At 50.4% G+C, this 21,508-nt stretch carries 17 protein-coding genes; 9 read left to right on the forward strand and 8 right to left on the reverse strand.

Annotation, left to right across the window (positions count from 1 at the left end; translation table 11 throughout):
- Positions 1–32 precede the first annotated feature (32 nt).
- The 3 genes from cbiD to DW896_RS01470 all read left to right on the forward strand — a co-directional run bounded on the left by cbiD (position 33) and on the right by DW896_RS01470 (position 3,752).
- Positions 33–1,928, forward strand: coding sequence for a cobalt-precorrin-5B (C(1))-methyltransferase CbiD (gene cbiD, locus DW896_RS01460; protein ID WP_009038552.1), 1,896 nt, complete (start codon positions 33–35; stop codon positions 1,926–1,928).
- Positions 1,925–2,599, forward strand: a complete 675-nt coding sequence (locus tag DW896_RS01465) for an outer membrane beta-barrel protein (protein ID WP_009038553.1) — start codon at positions 1,925–1,927, stop codon at positions 2,597–2,599. Before cbiD ends, DW896_RS01465 begins: the two co-directional genes overlap by 4 nt.
- 67 nt (positions 2,600–2,666) lie before the next feature.
- Complete coding sequence (locus DW896_RS01470) at positions 2,667–3,752, forward strand: linear amide C-N hydrolase (protein WP_005829400.1); 1,086 nt, start codon at positions 2,667–2,669, stop codon at positions 3,750–3,752.
- Between the two features lie 13 nt (positions 3,753–3,765).
- Here DW896_RS01470 and DW896_RS01475 read toward each other — a convergent pair whose 3' ends face one another.
- From DW896_RS01475 to DW896_RS01505, 7 genes are all read right to left on the reverse strand, one after another.
- Positions 3,766–5,145, reverse strand: a complete 1,380-nt coding sequence (locus tag DW896_RS01475) for an MATE family efflux transporter (RefSeq protein WP_050756867.1) — start codon at positions 5,143–5,145, stop codon at positions 3,766–3,768.
- On the reverse strand, positions 5,142–6,161 hold the full coding sequence (locus DW896_RS01480; protein ID WP_009038555.1) for an ABC transporter ATP-binding protein: 1,020 nt from the start codon (positions 6,159–6,161) through the stop codon (positions 5,142–5,144). The genes DW896_RS01475 and DW896_RS01480 overlap by 4 nt, the downstream gene beginning before the upstream one ends.
- Positions 6,154–7,191: an iron ABC transporter permease gene (locus tag DW896_RS01485; protein WP_034529853.1), complete on the reverse strand. Its 1,038-nt coding sequence runs from the start codon at positions 7,189–7,191 to the stop codon at positions 6,154–6,156. The genes DW896_RS01480 and DW896_RS01485 overlap by 8 nt, the downstream gene beginning before the upstream one ends.
- On the reverse strand, positions 7,191–8,360 hold the full coding sequence (locus tag DW896_RS01490) for an ABC transporter substrate-binding protein (RefSeq protein ID WP_009038557.1): 1,170 nt from the start codon (positions 8,358–8,360) through the stop codon (positions 7,191–7,193). The genes DW896_RS01485 and DW896_RS01490 overlap by 1 nt, the downstream gene beginning before the upstream one ends.
- Positions 8,361–8,462: 102 nt before the next feature.
- Complete coding sequence (locus DW896_RS01495; RefSeq protein WP_009038558.1) at positions 8,463–9,818, reverse strand: FAD-dependent oxidoreductase; 1,356 nt, start codon at positions 9,816–9,818, stop codon at positions 8,463–8,465.
- 4 nt (positions 9,819–9,822) lie between these two features.
- Positions 9,823–10,413, reverse strand: coding sequence for a DUF417 family protein (locus DW896_RS01500; protein WP_009038559.1), 591 nt, complete (start codon positions 10,411–10,413; stop codon positions 9,823–9,825).
- Positions 10,414–10,503: 90 nt separating this feature from the next.
- Complete coding sequence (locus DW896_RS01505) at positions 10,504–11,361, reverse strand: helix-turn-helix domain-containing protein (protein ID WP_009038560.1); 858 nt, start codon at positions 11,359–11,361, stop codon at positions 10,504–10,506.
- Between the two features lie 123 nt (positions 11,362–11,484).
- Here DW896_RS01505 and DW896_RS01510 point away from each other — a divergent pair, with 123 nt between their 5' ends.
- From DW896_RS01510 to DW896_RS01535, 6 genes are all read left to right on the forward strand, one after another.
- Positions 11,485–12,192: a precorrin-2 C(20)-methyltransferase gene (locus tag DW896_RS01510; protein WP_187370428.1), complete on the forward strand. Its 708-nt coding sequence runs from the start codon at positions 11,485–11,487 to the stop codon at positions 12,190–12,192.
- Positions 12,193–12,283: 91 nt separating this feature from the next.
- Positions 12,284–12,679, forward strand: coding sequence for a DUF1573 domain-containing protein (locus DW896_RS01515; protein ID WP_005836647.1), 396 nt, complete (start codon positions 12,284–12,286; stop codon positions 12,677–12,679).
- Between the two features lie 97 nt (positions 12,680–12,776).
- Positions 12,777–14,768 carry an OPT family oligopeptide transporter gene (locus DW896_RS01520; protein ID WP_009038562.1) on the forward strand — a complete coding sequence of 664 codons (1,992 nt, stop codon included), beginning with the start codon at positions 12,777–12,779 and terminating at the stop codon, positions 14,766–14,768.
- An 18-nt stretch (positions 14,769–14,786) separates the two neighbouring features.
- The gene (locus tag DW896_RS01525; protein ID WP_005836645.1) at positions 14,787–15,674 is read left to right on the forward strand and encodes an alpha/beta hydrolase; all 888 of its coding nucleotides are present in this window, start codon (positions 14,787–14,789) and stop codon (positions 15,672–15,674) included.
- Positions 15,675–15,682: 8 nt separating this feature from the next.
- Positions 15,683–18,904 (forward strand): glycoside hydrolase family 2 TIM barrel-domain containing protein, encoded by a 3,222-nt coding sequence (locus tag DW896_RS01530; protein ID WP_119992747.1) that lies wholly within the window; start codon positions 15,683–15,685, stop codon positions 18,902–18,904.
- Positions 18,905–19,001: 97 nt separating this feature from the next.
- On the forward strand, positions 19,002–19,790 hold the full coding sequence (locus DW896_RS01535) for an N-acetylmuramoyl-L-alanine amidase-like domain-containing protein (RefSeq protein ID WP_057098063.1): 789 nt from the start codon (positions 19,002–19,004) through the stop codon (positions 19,788–19,790).
- A 77-nt stretch (positions 19,791–19,867) separates the two neighbouring features.
- On the opposite strand, the gene DW896_RS01540 is transcribed toward DW896_RS01535, so the two are convergent.
- Entirely contained in the window at positions 19,868–21,433 is a 1,566-nt protein-coding gene (locus tag DW896_RS01540) for an ATP-binding protein (protein ID WP_005836639.1), read from the reverse strand.
- Positions 21,434–21,508 lie beyond the last annotated feature (75 nt).

The following is a 21,508-nucleotide window of genomic DNA, read 5'->3' on the forward strand; positions in this document are numbered from 1 at the left end:
ATCAACGATTAATCACCCATAAACATTCAAACATGATATTAATATTTGGCGGAACCACCGAAGGACGCATAGCCATCCAAACCCTTGAAGAAGCCGGAAAAACTTTCTACTATTCTACCAAAGGGGATGAGCAGGACGTACTTCTGCATAATGGCATCCGCCTGCAAGGCGCGATGGATGCAATAGAAATAGAAACATTCTGTGCACAGCATCACATAAAGCTGCTGATAGACGCCGCGCACCCCTTTGCCACACAGCTGCATGAGACTCTGGAACAAGTCTCCGTGGAATCGAATATCCCCGTCATCCGTTTCGAGCGTATCTTCCCGGAACGCGATGAAGAACACATCACCTGGTGCAGGGATTATGACGATGCCATCGAGAAGATACAGAAAGAAAAGATTTTCATCTTACTTGCACTGACCGGCGTACAGACCATAGGTAAGCTGAAGCCTTTGTGGCAGAATGCCTGCTGTTACTTCCGCATCCTTGACCGTGACAGCTCGCGCAAGCTCGCCCGGGAACAAGGTTTCTCCGAGAAGAACCTCTACTACTACACGCCCGGAGAAGACGAGCAAATCCTGATGAAACAGCTTCATCCCGAAGCCATCCTCCTCAAAGAAAGCGGGATATCCGGTGGATTCTGCGAGAAGGTGGAAGCTGCCCGGCAACTGGGTATACGCATCTTTGCCATCTGCCGCCCCAAGACATCCGGCAAGTTTATCTGTGTAAACGGCGAGCATGGCCTGCGCCGCATAATCGAGAAACATTTACCCGACTTCTTCCCCCTGCGCAGCGGACTGACCACCGGAACATGTGCCGCCGCTGCCGCCGTAGCCGCCACCTGGGATGTATTCAATATCTACTTCAAAAAGCGTCCTACGGAATTTCCGGTAGTTCTTCCCAACGGAGAAACCATCCAGGTTCCCGTAGAGCCTCAGCACCATATTCCCCACTCCGACCTTCTGGAAAACGGTGACGGCATGTTCGAGACAAGCGCTACCGTCATCAAGGATGCCGGCGACGACCCGGACATCACCAACGGGATGAAAGTTGTGGCCAATATAGCCATACCTTTCCGCATAGACGACCCGCTGCCGGAAGACACTCCCCAGGACGACTACAACATCATCGTCTGCGGCGGCGAAGGCGTAGGTGTCGTCACCATGCCCGGTCTGGGACTTGAGCTCGGTAGCTCTGCCATCAACGACACCCCGCGCGAAATGATAAAGAAGAACGTCAAGCTATGGCTTGAACGCCTCCATATTGCCAAACAGCCCAATCCTATTCTCATTACCATCTCCATCCCCGGTGGAGAAGAAATAGCCAAACGCACCTTCAATCCCCGCCTCGGTATCGAAGGAGGCATTTCCATTATCGGGACCTCCGGCATCGTGAAGCCATTCTCCTCGGAAGCCTTCGTCAATTCCATCCGGAAGTCCATGGAAGTGGCAAAGGCGACCCGGAACCCTCGTATCGTCATCAGCTCCGGTGCAAAGAGCGAACGTTTCATCAAGGCGTATTATCCCGACCTCCCCACCCAGGCTTTCGTGCATTACGGCAACTTTATCGGCGAAACCTTGAAAATAGCAGCCGAAGAGCAAGTACCGCACGTCACCCTCGGCGTGATGATGGGAAAGGCCGTGAAACTGGCCGAAGGCAATCTGGATACCCACAGCAAGAAAGTGACCATGAATAAGGAATTCATTCAAGACCTGGCACGCCAGACGGGATGCAGCGAAGAAACACTTGCCGCCATCGGACAGATGAACCTGGCGCGCGAACTCTGGGACATCATTCCCGAAGAGCTGCTGGAAAAGTTTGGCAAGGCACTGATTGAGCTCTGTCACCGGCACTGTGCCCCCTTACTGCCCAATGGCGAACTAACAGTATTACTCATAACCGAAAACGGAAAAATTTACTCATGAAGAAGAAGATAATCATTACCGTCTGTATGGCAATGACCGTACTGACCGGTCTGGCACAAAGCCCGCTGTCCTTTCATGCAAAAGCTGGAATCGGTACCTCCCATTTTCATGGAAAACACTCCAGTAGTGACACCCAAATAGCTTACAAAGCTGGTGTCGGTGCAGAATATGTCCTCAACAAGACCTGGGTGCTGCAATCCGCATTGGAGTTTGTGTCCATCGGCGGTAAAGACGAGATAAGCCACATCGGCAAGGCCAAAATGCATGAACTGTATCTGCAAATCCCCCTCATGATAGCGGCCCGCCTCCATCTGGGCAGGGATTATCATGCCTCGCTGAGCGTCGGCCCTTATGCGGCCATAGGCGTGGCAGGCAAGACCTCCGGCGAGACCTACGATTATAGCAGCAGCAGTATGCAGGGAGGATACCAGTTCAAGATAGACACTTTCGGCAGTATGGTAGACGGGAAAATGGGTAACAACCGTTTCGATGCAGGTATTGCCCTGGGACTTACTTTTGAATACAGAAGATTCATCATCGGTGCAGAGACACAAGTGGGACTGGTAAAAGTCAATGAGCAGATAAACCAGATGATAGGTCATTCGGAAGAAGGAGGATATTTTCCCAAGAACTTCGCCGCATTCTTTACGCTGGGGTACCGGTTCTGGTAAGGGAACATTTTGCCATACAGAGTTGTTTAGTATACAAACAGATACTCAACAATATAAACTGAATAATATGGCAAAAAGAATTCCTATCCTGCTGGCAGCAATGACAGCCCTCACCTTCGCCCCTCAAACAGCAGAGGCATGTACCGGTATCACCCTGACGGCCAAAGACAATGCGCACGTCGTAGCCCGCACCATCGAATGGGGAGGCAGTGAGCTGAACAGCCAGTACGTCATCGTACCGCGCGGTTATTCGCAACAATCACTGACACCCGGAGGCAGTCTGTCCGGCATGGAGTTCACCTCACGCTATGGCTACGTAGGCCTGGCAGTGGAGCAAAAGGAGTTCGTGGCCGAAGGTCTGAATGAAGCCGGGCTCTCCGCCGGGCTGTTCTACTTTCCCGGATATGGCAAATATGAGGAGTACGACCCCACACGAAAAGCGTCGAGCATAGCCGATTTACAATTGGTATCATGGCTGTTGGGAAGCTTTTCTACTGTGGACGAGGTAAAGGAGGCTATTGAAAATGTGACGGTCATAGCCATTGACCCACGCGCCTCCACCGTACATTGGCGGATTGCAGACAAGACCGGCCGCCAACTGGTATTGGAGTTCATCGACGGACAGCCCCGTTTCTATGAAAACAAACTGGGAGTATTGACAAACTCCCCCGGCTTTGACTGGCAGATGACCAACTTAAACAATTATGTGAACCTCTACCCGGGCAGTGCCGAAAGCAAATCGCTAGGCAATGTGACTATAGCCCCTTTCGGTTCGGGAAGCGGCTTTTTGGGAATTCCGGGAGATGTGACTCCCCCTTCCCGCTTTATCCGTGCCGCTTTCTACCAGACTTCTACACCACCACAGAATACCGCACAGGAAACCGTTCTCCAATGTTTTCAGATACTGAATAACTTTGATATACCCGTAGGCATCGAGTTTCCCCTCGGCCAGGTTCCTGCCAATATTCCAAGTGCCACCCAATGGACATCGGCCACAGATATGACAAACGGTATCATCTACTATCGCACCATGTACAACAGTACAATCAGAAGCATTGATTTGAGACAGATAGACTTCGGGCGCATCGAGTACCATGCAGCTCCCCTCGATAAAGTGAAGCGGCAACCGATAGCTCCCGTGAAAATTGAATAGGGACGCAGAAACTTCAAGATTGCCGCTGTTGCAGTTGTTCCGCCTCCTTCCTCTTCATCTCCGCCAGCACCCCGCAGGTCAATGGAATGGCGAGGAAGAAGGTCAGCATGTCCGACGCCGCCTGGCACATCTCCACCCCTTTCAGTCCTAAGAAATAAGGAAGAATGAAGATGAGGGGGATGAAGAACAGCCCTTGACGGGCAGAGGAAAGTATCGTAGCGCGTACGGGCTTGCGGATAGTCTGCAGCATCATGTTGCTGACCACAATCCATGCACCCAACGGATAGGTGATGAACTGCCAGCGCAATGCTGCCGCACCGGTAGCTACAACAGCAGGGTCTCCCTTGCGGAAGATGGAGACAATCTCCTCGGCATATCCCATACCTGCCACCACACAAACCAGCAAAAAGAAAAAGCCTACCTTCACACAGAACCAGAATCCTTGGCGCACTCTGGCATACAGCCCGGCACCATAATTGAATCCGCATACCGGTTGGAAGCCTTGCCCGAAACCAATTAGGAAAGCATTGATAAACATAGAGATACGCGTCACAATGGACATCCCTGCAATAGCTGCGTCACCATATGCACCGGCCGCCACGTTCAGCAAAATGGTTGCCACGCTTGCCAGTCCCTGCCGGGTGAGTGACGGAGTTCCACCCCCAATAATTTCCTTGATGAAAGCCAGTGTAGGCGTAAAGTTTCTGTAACGTATACGTATATTTCTTCCTCTGCGCCCCATATATAGCAAAAGGATGAAACTACATATCTGGCTGACTACTGTGGCAAGTGCGGCACCGGATATGCCCATATCGCATACAAAAATCAGGATAGGGTCGAGCACCACGTTGATGACCGCCCCACTCACAATCCCCACCATGGCATACGCCGCATTACCTTGAAAACGTATTTGGTTATTCAGCACCAATGAGGCGGTCATAAAAGGAGTACCCAGCAGAATGATTCCCAAATAGCGCTCCGTATACGGAAGAATAGTAGGCGTCGACCCCAAAGCAAGGGAAAGCGGTGTAAGGAACAGCAATCCCAGCACAGCCAGAGCCGCTCCGATAAACAAGGCAAAAAAGAAGCCGGTGGATGCCATCTTCTCGGCACTCTCCGTTTCCTGCGCCCCCAACTTACGGGAGATGTAGTTCCCCGAACCATGACCGAAGAAGAATCCCACAGCCTGGATAATGGACATCACAGAAAACACGATACCTACGGCAGCCGTAGACTGGGTATTTATTTTACCCACAAAATAGGTATCTGCCATGTTGTAGAAGGACGTCACCAGCATGCTGATGATGGTCGGCACAGCCAATGACGTAATCAGCCGGGGGACCGGAGTCGTCGTTAAGTGGACATAATTATCCTTTGCAGAATGGTGCATCATAGGGAATGGAATGACAAGACTATTTGCAGCAATTTCTCAATGGAGTACACTGTTACCGGCTCCTTGCCCGGTCGATGGAATACGAAGCTGCCGTCTCCCTTCAAATCTCCGGTTTCGATATAAATCTCCGATTCAACATTCCGGTTTGCCAGAATCCCGTTTCTCTGGAGTGCCTTGCGCACCATGGCATACTTCTGCCCGTGGCCCGCCAAGCGTATCTGGGAGGTATATTCATTGGCTACCCTGAACAGTCCCGTTTCCAAATCAAAGGCAATACCCTTACGGGCAAAGAAGTTGCTCAGGCTGCCGTTCAACGAAAGGTCCTCGGGCGTACCGATAGTTACGCCGTTCACCTTGTCCATCAGCCATATTTTGTCCGCTATCTGCAGGGCCAGTTCCAGGTCGTGAGTAGAAAGGAAAATCGTCTTGTCCGTTTGCCGGCTGAGCTGGTGAAGCAGTTGCATCATCTCTACTTTACTGGGAAAATCAAGGAAAGCTGTCGGTTCATCCAGATAGATGACGGGAGTTTCCTGGGCGAGCGCCTTGGCTATCATCACCTTCTGCCGTTCACCGTCACTCAGCGTATGCACCATGCGGTGTGCCAGATGGGGAATGCCTACCAGGGCGATGGATTTGTCCACCACAATCTTGTCCTCTTTCGAAAGGGTTCCCCAGAAACCGGTGTAGGGGCTACGCCCCAGACCTATCAGTTCTACGACGGACATATTGCGTATATCGCACTTCTCCGTCAGCACCACACTAATGACGCGCGAAAGCTGCTTGTCGGTATAGTCCCCAATCTCTTTTCCTTCAATAAATATGTTTCCGCCAAGTTTCGGCTGGAAGGCGGACAACGTACGGAGCAGCGTGGACTTCCCCACTCCATTAGCTCCCAACAAGCAAGTCAGCTCACCACTGTTGATTCCGGCGCAAATGCCGTCTGCCACCACTTTCACATCCCCCTTACCGGGGTAACCGATGGAAAGATTCTCTATATGTATGGTTTCCTTATTCATTCAATTCTCCTTTCCGTTTTCTAAAAAGTACAGAAGCCACTACCGGCGCACCTACCAGTGCCGTCACCGAGTTGACCGGCAAAGCTCCCTCGAAGCCGGGCATACGGGCTATCAGATTGCAGACCAATGCCAGGGAAGCGCCTACCAGCAATGTGGCAGGCATCAGTACCCGATGGTCCGAAGAGTGGAAGATGGCACGGCACAGATGGGGAACCGCCAATCCGATAAACATAATCGGACCGCAATAGGCCGTTACAATAGCCACCAGCACGCCGGAGCATGAGATAACCAGCAGGCGTGCCCGCTTGATGTTCAGTCCCAGATTGCGTGCATAGCCATCGCCCAGCAGCAACAGATTCATCGTCTTTATCAGCAGGAAGGACAACGGAAGCAGCACAGCCATGATGCAGACAAACAGCACCATCTGGTCGCCCGAAACACGGGCAAAGCTACCCAATCCCCAAATGACATATGCACGTATATCTTCCTCCACACTGAAATATTTCAATACGCCGATGACGGCACTTGCCACATAGCCTATCATCACACCGATTATCAGCAGCGTCACGTTGCCCTTCACCTTCTGGGAGACATAGACAATGAGCGCCATCACAGCCAGCGCACCGATAATGGCGGCAACCGACAAGGCAACCTCGCCCATATACCCCAAACGGCTCAATGCCACACCGCCCATCGCCCCGGACAGTAATACCACACAAGCCACACCCAGGCTGGCACCTGAACTGATGCCCAATACCGAAGGCCCTGCCAGCGGATTGCGGAACACCGTCTGCATCTGCAGACCGCTGACTGACAGCCCTGCTCCCGCCACCAATGCCGTCAACGCTTGGGGCACGCGGGACTTCCAGATAATATTCTGCCAAATAACGGATTCATCCGTATTTCCCCACAATATGTTCCACACGGAGCGCAGAGGAATGTGAACCGACCCCAAAAGCAGGTTCAGCAGGAAAAAAAGAAAGATAGATGCCAGTGTCAGCAACATCAACGGAAGTACGGGTCTTTTTATCATTTCAGCAGTTCGTAGTAAGTCGGTTTATAGTCAGGCAACAAATCGGGATGGAAAGCATGTATCAAGTCTTCCAATACAATTTCGGGCTGCATGGGCATACTTTCGTAGAAGGGTTTCTCACGCATGTTGCAGTATACCACTCCCTTCTCACGAAACGCACGGAAGTCGGCATAACGCGGGTCGAGGGACTTCAAGGCATCATACGTGAATGTCCCGTCATAGCTGTTGACAATGCGCCAATAGTCGGCACTCTCCGCCTGGCTATATACGGTTTCAAAATCCAGCGTGACACCTCCCGAACGGGGATCGTCTTTCAAGAAATAATCCGCACCGGCATCACGGAACAGTTCGGCAAGAAAGCTCTTTCCTCCCACTGCATACCAGTTGCCACCCCGTATCTCGCCGCTGAATACCATCGGACGCTTCTTCACGTTGGCAGCCAGCTCCTTCAATTCGTTATAGCGCTTCTCTATCGCAGCAAACTTTTCATTCGCCTCCACTTCCTGGCCTATAAACATGCCGATGAATTTTATCCATTCAGCCTGCCCCAACGGGGTCATCTCCTTATATCCCAAATGGGGAACCAGTGGAATACCGATTTCCCGCATGGCATCATATCCGCCCCGCTTGAAAGGAGAGATAAAGATAACATCCGGATTCATGCTCATTATCACTTCATTATCAAAGTTCCCTTCGATACCAATCTTCACGGTCTCGCCGGACTTCAAACGTTCGTTCATCTCCTTGTTGAAGAGATGGCGCGTACTGGTGATGCCCACCACATAATCGCAGGCATCCAGACGGATGAAGTTGGAAAGTTGCAGGGATGTCATACACATAACGTGCTCTACCGGCGTTTCAATCACCGTATAGTCGCTCGGTATACCGACAGGCTTTATGCCTTTCGGTACCAGCGCATAGTGGAAAGTGCTGCTGCTTTCTTTTTGAGGGTCGTGTATATCCACCAGACGGACATGGTGCGGAAGATATTTCACCGTATAGCCTTTGGCATAGCACGGTACAATGGTGGCTGCCGTGTCTGTCGTAACCGGAGAATAGCCCGTTTCGGAAGAAGATTCGGTAGTAGTCTGTCTTGATTTTAAGCCGCAAGAGGTTACGCATAAAATGCACAGCAGTGCAATGCCTATGGCAGATATCCGGGTCATGACTATTGGGGTTTATAGAATTCGGGCACAATATTCGTCATTTTTGGGGAAATACGCAAATGCTCTTCCCGCAAATTGGTGGATATTGTGCCTAAATAATCTTTAAAAGCCCATCAAGTCATTCAGCGCTTCGCTCATGCTGGGATGTGTAAAGACAAAATCACGGAGGAAGGTATATTCCTGCCCGGTCTTCATGGCCATTGCCACCAGGTTGATGACCTCGCTCGATTCCGGACCAAACAGCGTACATCCCACTATCTTGTCCGTATCGGCGTCCACCACCACCTTGAACAATCCGTTCGTATCGCCCAAAGTCCTGGCACGCGGAACAGCGGCTACCGGCAGTTTGTTGACCTTTATATTCAATCCTTTCTTGCGTGCTTCCGCTTCGCTCAGCCCGATGCGTGAAAGCGGCGGGTCGATGAATACCGAATAGCTCACCGGGTCACGGTCGGACACCTTGCGTTCTCCTGCCCCGAAAAGGTCTTCGCGCAGAATGCGGTAATCATCCAAAGAAATGTAGGTAAACTGCAAACCGCCCTTTACATCACCGATAGCATGTATCTTGGGGTTGGTAGTCTGCAAATAGTCGTCCACCACAATAGCACCGCGCTCATTCACCTCTACACCTGCCGCCGCCAGATTCAAGCCAGCCGTATTCGGACGCCGGCCGGTAGCCAGCAGGATGGCATCTGCGTGTAACTGATGTTCCTCTCCCGTGACCGCATCCCGGTAAATGACGTCAGAGTCTTTCACGGACTGCACGCGTGCATTCAGCTTGAAAACGATTCCTTTCTGTTCCAATACCTCCCGGACACTGTCCGCAATGTCCCGGTCCTCCCGGGATATCAGTTCGGAAGAGCCCTCGAGCACCGTGACTTGCGAACCGAATGAAACATACATGGAAGCAAATTCTAGTCCGATGTATCCCCCACCTACAATGACGAGCTGTACCGGCAGCTCAGTCAGTTCCATAATGGAGGTGCTGGTATATACCCGTGGGTTACCTTGTATCCCCTCTATCGGTGGAATGACGGTTTCGGCACCCGTATTGATGAATATCCGGGGAGCTTGCAATTGTAATGTCCCTTCCACCATCCCAACTTCCACCACATCCGGACCTGCAAAGGAGCCGATACCCGTATAGACCGTTATATGAGGATTGTCGGCCAGATTGTGATAATTCTTCTGACGCAGGAAAGAGACGACCTCTTCCTTCCTTGCAATGGACTGACGATAGTATGCCTTCTTGACCTCCCAAGAAGCGTCTTTGTCCGCATGCTTTGCCGCATGCACCAATGTTTTTGTGGGAATGCAACCGATATTGATACATGTCCCTCCGTACATCTTTTCCGAACGCTCCACTACGGCAACGTCCAGCTTCCGTTTTGCCAACTCGGCAGCCAGCGTCTTTCCACCTTTGCCGAATCCGATGATAATGGCATCATACTGTTTCATACGTCTATTTCCTTAATTGGTTCAATACTCTTTTTGCACTGTCAGACAGTACGACAATGGCACCGGCAAGAATGGCCGTATCCTTGATGACCAAGCGCCCTGCCCCCGTCAGCAACGGAAAGCCGTGCTCCTCGCTTCCCAAGTCGGGCACCCACACCTCAGGGGTTGTCACCAGGAAAGAGAGGGTACCCATCGTCATGACAATGACAAGTGCGGCTCCCGCCAGTCCGATTTTCGGAGAGAATATCCCCAGAAATGTCAGGATGCCGATGGCCATAATCAGAATGCCCAGACCGTGAGAGAAACCATACGTATTGTTCTCCACGTGCCACTGATGTTTCGCCTCATTGAACTCGCCCTCTTTCAGCTTATACTCCTTGTACTCCGGGGCACTCTTTGTATAAAAGAAGCTCATGAACGGGCTGTTCGCCACAAAAGGGACAATCCCTTCAGCCTCATAATTCCAGAATTTCAACCCACCAATCCATACGAAAATAACCAGGATGGCTACACGAATCAAATTAACACCCAACTTTTGAGTGGAAGCGGCCAGCGTCAACGCAGCCATAAACAAGTTTTGCAATTTCGTTTTCATCTTTGTTCTACTTTTTAAATGGTTTCAGTAATATGACTTGATTTTTGTTTTTGCAAAGTTCCTTGTTTTCCACCACGTACGAAATGGCAATTATTCCGCAACAGTTGGCAATTCTTCCCGTTTCACTCTTTTCCGGTAGTCCGAGACACTCTCGCCGGTCATTTTCTTGAAAAAACGGCTGAACGCGGGCAAGTCTTCAAAGCCCAGAATGGAGCTGATTTCTTTGGCGCTCTTGCGGGTATACAACAGCAGTCTCATGGCTTCCGCCTCAATGCGCTCATGAATCACCCGCAACGGGGAAGGCAACCCGCAGGCCGAGAACAGATTGGAAAGTGTCTTGGGAGAACGGCAAAGAATATCGGCATAATCCTGCACCTGCTTCTTCTCCTTGAAGTGCCGGTCCACCAGCACATAATACTGCCGGATGATGTCAAACGTCTTTTCCTTCTCCTGCCCCACCCCGAAAAGCTGGCGCGCAATGCGTGTGCAGGTAATGATGAAACGTTTCAAGACAATGCGCAGCATCTCCTCCTGCAGATTGTCATGAATGACCGACTCCTGCCGGAAAATGCGGACTATGTCATGCAGGTTGGAAGACTGCCCGGCAGAAAGCGCCAGTCTCATCACCCTGGAAGAGCCATAAAAAAGGAGTCCGTTGCAAGAGACCTCGTTGTCATGTCCATAGATGCAATAAAAATTGCTGTTGAATACAAACGTCAGGTATTCACCGTCCACCTCTTTTACCTCCAGGTGATGCAACGGGGTCAAGGTCACGATTTCATCCTTTTCCAGGCGCATGGGGATATGGTCTATTTCCAGAGTCAGCGTACCGCTCTGTACCCAAATGAATTTATACAGAGTCTTGTCACGTTGCAGCGACGCACGCTCATGGTAGCTGGAAGTCATGGCTATGTTGCCATTCAAGCGGGTGTTCAGTTGATAATCCATAAAAAACAGATTGTTTTAGTAAATAACAAAGATAGCGAATATCTTGTTTGCTACTGATTATTTCCCCACTTTTGTAGCCGTTTTGCTGTTCTTTAATTTTTAACCTTTAATGTCTTCATGCAAATGTTCCCCGTCATATTTGTATCTCTCGGTCCCGGCGAACCGGAACTGATTACCGTAAAAGGCTTGAAAGCCCTGCAGACAGCCGACTGTATATTCTGTCCCGAGACACTGGCCAAAGATGGAAACAGAGTTTCACGCGCAGCCGACATCCTATTGCAACTCGACATTCCGGAAAACACGGTGTACCGCTTTCCACTCCCCATGAGCAAACAGCGCGAAAAAGCCCTGAGCGCCTACGACGAGGTCTATATGGAGAGCTCCACCCTCCGGCAACAAGGAAAGAAGGTCTGTATCGTTGCCGAAGGAGATGCCGGATTCTACTCTTCCATACATTATGTATATGACAAACTGCAGGCAGACGGCATCCCCGTGAAGCACATCCCCGGTATCCCCGCCTTCATTGCCGCCGGCGCACTGGGCGGGCTCCATGTGGCCAGCCAGGAAGAGCGGCTGACGGTGATACCCGGCATTACTACGACAGAAGAGATAGAGAAACTGACAAGCGAAAACAGTGCGGTTGTCATCATGAAGCTGTCCAGATGCACCGATGAGATTCACCGCTGCATCCGCCTGCATCCCGAATACCGGTATCACTATTTTGAGAATGTAGGCACTCCGGAAGAGAAGTATATCAATGACAGCAAGCGGATAGCGACCATCCGCTTCCCCTATTTTTCCCTGCTTATCATTCGTACAGAGACCTTTTGAGCCCGATTTAATACAATTTCGCACGCCATAGGCATTATTTTAATGAAAATGGGTTACCTTTGCGCCGTTGAAATATAAAAAAGATAAGAACATGAAGAAAGTCGTTTTTTATATGATGCTGCTGGTTATGAGCATCGGTTATGCCTATGCACAAGGAAAGGCAGACATCAAATTCGAACAGACCACCCACAACTTCGGCACATTCTCCGAAAACAGTCCTGTGGTCAGCTACACCTTTAAGTTTACGAACGTAGGCGATGCTCCGCTTGTCATCCATCAGGCTGTAGCTTCCTGCGGATGTACCGTTCCCGAATATTCACAAGAACCGATAGCACCGGGAAAGACTGGAACAGTGAAAGTAACTTATAATGGAACCGGAAGATACCCCGGACACTTCAAGAAATCCATTACCCTGCGCACCAATGCCAAAACGGAAATCATGCGATTATTTATCGAAGGGGACATGACCGCTAAAGATGCCAAATAAGCATTTTACCATACAGAATTAAGGAGATTTTTTTAAATCTCCTTTTTTTTTGCTTTCTTTGAAGTCTATTAAAGAAAAACATAAAACTACAAAACCTATGAAACAAGAAGAAGAACCTATTACCGGACTACCGGAAAATGCGTTCCGTGAATTGAAACCGGGAGAAGTGTACAACCCTCTGATGAGCCCGGATAAGAAGTATTCAGAAGTAAATGCCTGGTCGGTGACATGGGGTATTCTGATGGCCATCCTCTTTTCGGCCGCAGCCGCCTATCTGGGGCTGAAGGTGGGGCAAGTATTCGAAGCCGCCATCCCCATCGCCATCATTGCCGTCGGCGTATCGGGTGCCGCCAAACGCAAAAACGCATTGGGCGAAAACGTCATTATCCAGTCTATCGGTGCCAGCTCGGGCGTCATCGTGGCAGGTGCCATCTTCACCCTTCCGGCACTCTATATTCTCCAAGAAACCTATCCGAAAGAAATCACCGTCACCTTTGCACAAGTCTTTATCAGTTCCCTGCTGGGAGGTGTGCTGGGTATTCTTTTCCTTATCCCCTTCCGCAAATATTTCGTGAGCGACATGCACGGCAAGTATCCCTTCCCCGAGGCGACAGCCACCACACAAGTGCTCGTCTCCGGTGAAAAGGGCGGCAGCCAGGCAAAACCATTACTCATGGCAGGTATTATCGGAGGTCTATACGACTTCATCGTGGCAACCTTCGGCTGGTGGAACGAGAATTTCACTACCCGCGTATGCGGCTTCGGCGAAATGCTGGCCGAGAAAGCCAAGCTGGTATTCAAGGTTAATACGGGTGCTGCCGTGCTCGGTCTGGGTTATATTGTGGGACTGAAATACGCGTCCATCATCTGTGCCGGTTCGCTGGCCGTATGGTGGATTATCATCCCCGGCATGTCCATGATTTGGGGAGACTCCGTACTGAACCAATGGAACCCCGAAATCACGGCAACCGTAGGCGCCATGGCTCCGGAAGAAATCTTCAAATACTACGCCAAGAGCATCGGTATCGGTGGTATAGCCATGGCAGGCATCATCGGCATTATCAAGTCCTGGGGCATCATCAAGAGCGCTGTAGGACTGGCTGCCAAGGAAATGGGAGGTAAGTCCAACGTGGAAGCCAGTGTGAAACGCACACAGCGGGACATCTCTATGAAGATTATCGCCATCGGTTCCATCATCACGCTGCTGCTGGTTGTTCTCTTCTTCTACTTCGATGTGATGCAGGGCAACTTGACACATACCATTGTAGCTATCCTGCTTGTTGCAGGTATCGCTTTCCTGTTCACCACCGTGGCAGCCAATGCCATTGCGATTGTGGGCACAAACCCCGTATCCGGAATGACGCTGATGACATTAATCCTGGCATCCGTAGTCATGGTAGCCGTAGGGCTGAAAGGTCCCGGAGGAATGGTTGCGGCACTGGTGATGGGTGGTGTTGTATGTACGGCACTGTCCATGGCGGGAGGCTTCATCACAGACTTGAAAATCGGTTACTGGCTGGGTAGCACGCCTGCCAAGCAGGAGACCTGGAAGTTCCTCGGAACCATCGTTTCTGCCGCTACCGTAGGTGGTGTAATGATTATCCTAAACAAGACATACGGTTTCACCAGCGGACAGCTGGCCGCTCCGCAAGCCAATGCCATGGCGGCCGTTATCGAACCGTTGATGAACGGTGTGGGTGCGCCCTGGCCGCTCTACGGTATCGGTGCAGTGCTGGCCGTCATCCTCAATTTCTGCAAGATTCCCGCACTGGCATTTGCATTGGGTATGTTCATCCCATTGGAACTGAATGTTCCGTTGGTAGTGGGCGGTGCCATCAACTGGTACGTGACCAGCCGCAGCAAGGATGCCGCTCTCAATGCCGAACGCGGGGAGAAAGGTACCCTGCTTGCCTCCGGTTTCATTGCCGGCGGTGCATTGATGGGCGTGGCAAGTGCTGCCATGCGTTTCGGAGGAATCAACCTCGTAAACGATGCATGGTTGCAGAACACCTGGTCCGAAGTGCTGGCGCTGGGTGCTTATGCCATTCTGATATTCTACCTCATCAAAGCTTCCATGAAAACCAAATAACTTTTAAATACCAAGAACATGAAAAAGATTCTACTTTTATCTTTTCTATTTGCAGCGACCATGTTATCTGCACAAAAGCCCGTTGAGCTGCCCCTATGGCCCAACGGTGCCCCCAATAACAACGAACTGACCAATTCCGGACAGAACCATAACAACGAATGGGTGTCCGATGTCACCACCCCTACCCTTACGGTGTACCCTGCCTCCCACCCCAACGGCATGGCCATCATCATGTGTCCGGGAGGCGGCTACGGGGGGCTGGCCATGAAGCACGAGGGACACGACATGGCTCCCTGGTTCAACACACAAGGCATCACCTATGCAGTACTGAAATACCGTATGCCCAACGGGCACCATGAAGTGCCCCTTTCCGATGCCGAACAAGCCATCCGCATGGTACGCGAACATGCCGCCGAATGGGGTGTCAATCCTCAGCGTGTAGGCATCATGGGCGCTTCTGCCGGCGGCCATCTGGCAGCTTCGCTTGCCACACTATACAGCAGTGACAAGACCCGTCCCGACTTCCAGATCTTGTTCTATCCGGTGATTTCCATGCAGAAAGGCGTTACCCATGGAGGTTCCCGTAAGAACCTTATCGGAGAAAATCCATCTCAGGAACTGGAACAAAAATACTCCCTCGAAAGGCAAGTGTCCCCACGCACTCCGCAAGCTTTCATCATGCTTTCTTCGGACGATGACGCGGTGCCGCCCATCAACGGCATCGGTTACTTCCTTGCCCTGCGCGACCATAAAGTACCTGCCAGCCTGCATGCCTACCCCACCGGCGGACATGGCTGGGGATTCCGGGACAACTTCACCTACAAGCGTCAATGGACGGAAGAACTGGAGAAGTGGTTGCGTGAAGGGCTCGTATTCCCGGTCTCTGAACCTACCACAAAGAAATAAAAGCAATTATGAATAAAAAGTATTTTTTACTCACTTGCCTCGCAGCGTTTCCCTTTGCCCTGACTGCTCAGGAGAACAATCGCTACGAAGAGATTACCAACCCCAAGCTGACAAGCATCAACCGGGAGCCTGCCCGCAGCACGTTCACCTCCTACGTCACGGAGGCTGATGCCGTCATCAATGACCGCAAGAACGGAACCTTCCGCTTATCCCTTAATGGGAAATGGAAATTCCATTACGTGGAAGCCTTCGCCGACCGCCCCACGGACTTCATGATGGACCGTGTGGACGCCAGCCGTTGGCCGGACATCAATGTACCCGGAAACTGGGAGTTGCAGGGATTCGGCACGCCCATCTATGTGAACCAGCCTTATGAATTCTGTTCTTCGGGCTATCCTCCTTATTGGGACAAGCCCAATCCTCCATACGTTCCCCAAGAATGGAATCCCACCGGCACCTACCGCCGCGAGTTCACTCTTCCGGGAGACTGGGACGATAAGGAAATTTTCCTGAGTGCCGACGGCGTACGCGGGGCAGCCTTCTACTACCTCAACGGCAAGTTTGTAGGCATGAGTAAAGATGCAAAGACTCCGGCGCGTTTCAACGTCAGCGCCATTGCCAAGAAAGGGAAGAATGTCATTGCCATTCAGATACACCGCTTTTCCGATGCCAACTATCTGGAATGCCAGGACTTCTGGCGCATCAGTGGTATCGAACGGGACATTTACTTATATGCCCAGCCTCAAATCCATCTCACGGACTTCAAGGTGGAGTCTCCTTTGGATGAGAACTACCGGAACGGTATCCTCAAGGTAAAGGTGCAGTTTACCAATGAAAGCGGACAAAATTCCCCATTTGTCGTTGGTTACCGCCTGCTGGACAAGAACGACCAGCAGATAGCCCAGTCCTCTACTCAGGTCAGCGGTGACCAGACAGAGGTGGAGTTCACCAAGAAAACCATCCAGGAACCTTTGCAATGGACAGCCGAAACGCCCAACCTCTATACCCTTGTCATCAGCCTAAAGCGCCCGAATGGAGATGTGATTGAAGCGACAAGCTGCAAAGTAGGATTCCGCACAGTGGAAATCAAGGACAAACAACTGTTGGTAAACGGACAACCTATCCTCGTGAAAGGCGTGAACTATCACGAACACAACGAGAATACCGGTCACTATGTCTCCGAAGAACTGATGAAGAAAGATTTCGAGCTTTGGAAGAGATACAATGTCAATACCGTCCGCACCTGTCACTATCCCCAGCAGGAACGTTTCTACGAACTCTGTGACGAATATGGTATCTACGTCATCGACGAAGCCAATATAGAAAGCCACGGCATGGGTTACGACCTGCGTGTAGGCGGCACGCTGGGAAACAATCCGCTCTTCATGAATGCCCACCTCGACCGTACCATGAATATGTACGAACGGGACAAGAACCATCCGTCAGTCATCATCTGGTCGCTGGGCAACGAAGCCGGAAACGGATTGAATTTCTACGTTACCTACAACACCTTGAAGACGCTCGACAGTCGTCCCATCCAGTATGAACGCGCACTGTTGGAATGGAATACGGACATCTACTGCCCGATGTACGCTTCCCCTTCCTATCTGGAAAAGTATGCCCGGAACAAGGAGATGACGCGTCCCCTCATTCTTTGCGAGTATGCCCATGCCATGGGCAACAGCCTCGGCAACTTCCAGGACTACTGGGACATCATCGAGAAATATCCTATCCTCCAGGGCGGCTGTATCTGGGACTGGGTAGACCAGGGCTTTGCCGCCAAGACAGACGACGACCGTAAATACTGGACCTATGGCGGCGATTATGGCGAGAACGGCACGCCCTCCGACGGCAATTTCTGCATCAACGGCGTGGTATACCCCGACCGCAGTGTCAAGCCGCAGACAGAAGAGATGGGAAAAGTATACCAGAACATCAAGTTCCTTGATTTCGACAAGCAGACTTCCACCGTGAAAATCCGCAATGATTTCTCCTTCACCAATCTCGACAAGTACGACTTCTACTACATCATCCGCGACCACGGAAAGGAAGTCTACCGTGGCAAGATTGAAAATATCCATGCCGCACCGGGCAAGACGGTAACCACCGGCTTCCTGAACGGCATACCCAAAGAGAAACAGACAACGGGAGATGTGCGTATCGAGTTCTATGCAGCCATCAAGACGGCAGAGCCTTTCCTCCCGGCCGGCACGGTCATCGCACGCGAACAGACCTACGTCCATACTTTCTACAAGAAAGAGGCTACGGCACAGCAGCCCGCCACTTCTAAGGAAGAGGGAAATTTGGTGGCGTTCTCCGGTCCCGACTTCAAAGCCACCTTCGACAAGCAAAGCGGTCTGCTCACCTCCTATTTATACAAGAAGCACGAGTACATACTGAACGGTCAAGGTCCCCGCCCATTCTTCTGGCGTGCACCGACGGACAATGATTATGGAGCCAACCTCCCCGTCCGCCTCAAAGCCTGGAAAGAGGCAAGCTATCAAGAACCAAAAGCCGAAAGTTTCCAAGTGACTCCGGGCAGCAATGCCACGACAATAAAGGTGACCTACCGTTTTCCACAGACAGATGCCCGTTGGGACATCACCTATAAGATATATGCCAGCGGAGTCATCAAGGTAGACAACCGGTTCGTGGCCGAAGGAGACCAAGCTCCGATGATACCGCGTGTGGGCCTGCGGATGCAGTTGCCGGAAAGCTTTACAGACTTGACCTACTACGGTCGCGGTCCGAAAGAGAATTACCGAGACCGCCGTACCTCCCAGTTCATCGGAGAGTACGCCATCCCGGTCAAGGATATGTACGAGCCGTATGTCCGCCCACAGGAGAACAACCATCGCACGGACATCTATTGGTGCGCCCTTACCGATAAGACGCAACGTGGTTTGCTGCTCATCGCCGACCGCACCTTTGAGCTGAACGCCTCCAACTATCCCCTGGAAAGTATGGACAGCGGCGATACGATTGACAACGGCGCTCCGCGTACCGAAAAGACCCATCACCGCCACCTCACCGACCCTCTGCCGGAAAAGATGGTCGATTTGTTCATTGATTACCGCATGATGGGTGTCGGTGGAGACGACAGTTGGGGCGCAACCGCCCATGAACCCTATCTGATTCGTCCGGGCAAAGAGAACGCCATTGAATACGGTTTCTCCCTTGTTCCGTTCGATAAAAAGGAGGATTATAAATATTTAATCCGGCAATATTGAATTTAATCCCTCCGGATTAAGCTTTTATAAAAAGGATGTAGTAAATTTGCTGCATCCTTTTTACGTTCAAGAACAATAATAATCAAAAGAAAGAAAAATGAAAACAATGACTAAATTTATGTTCAGCGCCCTCTGCGCCGCAGCCATGGTAACTTCCGTTTCTGCCCAGGGAGGGAAAGATATGTTGAGCAATGGAATAAAGTATCTGGATGTGCCATACGTAGCCCATACGCTGGAGGCAGATGGTCCCGAGGAACTCGTCATCAACTGCGATGAGGTAGACTGCACCACGCTGGTGGAATATGTGCTGGCAGAGACACTCACCCCCAAATTGGCCGACGGAGACATCTCGGAAAGCGCTTTCGCCGATAACCTGCAAAAAATCCGTTACCGTGACGGTAAAATCGACGGGTACACTTCCCGCCTGCATTATATTGCCGACTGGATAAACAATGGCGTACGCAACGGCTTCCTTCAAGATGTAACGGGCGCCATGAGTCCCGACACCGAACGGTTGTCCATCTCCTACATGTCTTCCCACCCCCAACTCTACAAGCAGCTGGCAAATTCTCCGGAGAACATAGCCAAAATGAAGAAGATTGAACAATCCTTGTCCGGCAAGGAAATTCACTATCTTCCCAAAGCCAAACTTCCCGCCGATGGTCTCCCGTGGATTAAAGACGGCGATATCATAGCCATCACCACCAACACTCCGGGGCTGGACGTAGCCCACATGGGAATCGCTTTCTATGCAGATGGCAAACTCCTGCTGGTACACGCTTCCTCTACCGACAAGAAAGTGGTCGTCTCCAAAGTCCCCTTGTCCCAAATGCTGAAAGACAATAATAAGTGGACGGGAATACGGGTACTGAGGATGAAGAAATAAAATGAAATCCTATATATGGAAAAGGCGATGAAGATTTGATTCTCCATCGCCTTTTCCATATATAGGATTGTTCGTTCCTATTCCTCCACAACAATATATTCATCAATATTCCGTGTTTCTTTACTGAAGTTCACACCCACTTTCACTAATTTCCTGCCATCCAATGTATAAGGAATCAGATAACCTTTCTCATCTATTTGCTTCAGAGCTGCGTCGGCTGTACCGTCCAGTTTGAACTCAAAAACATAAATAGCGGTAGGGGTATGAACTACTGCGTCCGCACGGCCGCGGCTGCTGCGAACCTCGGACCGGATGAACTGTCCCAGCAAAGTAAACACTACATGAAAAATAACCTGATAATGACGTTCCGTATCATCACTCAACTCGTACGGAATACCGGAGAAGAATATCTTAAGACGCTCCATAAACGCCTCCACATCCCCACTCTTCAATTCACGCATGAATTTAGCGATGTGGAAACCAGTTTCATCATCAGTAACTTTAGTATAAAAAGGAACCAGAAAATTGAGGAAACCATAACAAACTTCATCATTCGGAAATTGAAGCGTATAAAGGCAAACCTCCTTATCATAAGCTTTTATAGTCAAGTAACCGCTCTGATAAATCATAGGCAGAGGATTATTAGCTTCTGCACGATATTCAGAGAAGGCAGAGGCAGTAACCTCTACGCCATTCAGCAAAAGGCGAAGATCATAGTCACTCTTTTTTAATAAATCCACCAAATAAGTAGGTGTACCCGTCTGAAACCAGAAGTTGCCGAACTTCAATTTCTGGAATACATTCAGAAGGCTGAAAGGGTTAAAAAGCCCCACCGAAGTATCTTCACAAAAATGATAGCCGTCATATTTCTTTGCCAAACGAAAAATCGTTTCCTCCAAAGTCAGTTCTTCATTCTCACTTAACCGTTGTATTTCCGGGCCAAATGTTTTTATAAGTTCATCTTGTGTAATGCCGCACAAAGCATTGTATGCTCTATCCATGCTGATATCATTCAGCTGATTCAAGTCACTGAACACACTTACTTGCGCAAACTTGGTCACTCCGGTCAGGAAAACAAAACGAAGATAACGGTCAGCGCTCTTCAAGACACCGTAGAACGCTTTCAATATTTTCCGATACTCATCCAGCAAGTTCTCATCCAAGACCGCTTGAAGCAATGGCTTGTCATACTCATCAATCAGCACAACAACCTGCTTTCCCGTCAGCGTGCATGCCCGCTCTATCACGTAAGCAAAACGCTCCTCCGGACTACGGTCTTCCTTCTCCTGACCATAGAGCAGCTCCCATTTCTCCAGATATTGATTAAGCATAGCCGTCAGGTCAGCAGCAGTTTCATATTTCCGGGCATTCAAGTCAAGATGTAGAACAGGATACTGTTCCCACTTCGTTTCCAACTGTTCGATGGCCAAGCCCTGAAACAAGTCTTTGCGTCCTTGAAAGTAAGCTTCGAAAGTGGAAATGAGCAGACTCTTGCCAAACCGACGGGGACGGCTTAGGAAATAAGGAGTAGAAGTAGATGCTATTTGATAAATCATAGCAGTTTTATCTACATAAAGAAAACCGCCTTCACGTAGTTTATCAAAAGTCTGTATGCCTATCGGCAGCTTACGTATCTGTTCCATGTTATTATTATAACCTGATTGGTGTATGACAAAGGTACGATTTATATTTCAAAAATAAGACGAAAGGCGATGGAG

Origin of the sequence: Bacteroides sp. AM41-16, assembly GCF_003603495.1 — a bacterium.
Lineage (GTDB): Bacteria > Bacteroidota > Bacteroidia > Bacteroidales > Bacteroidaceae > Bacteroides > Bacteroides uniformis.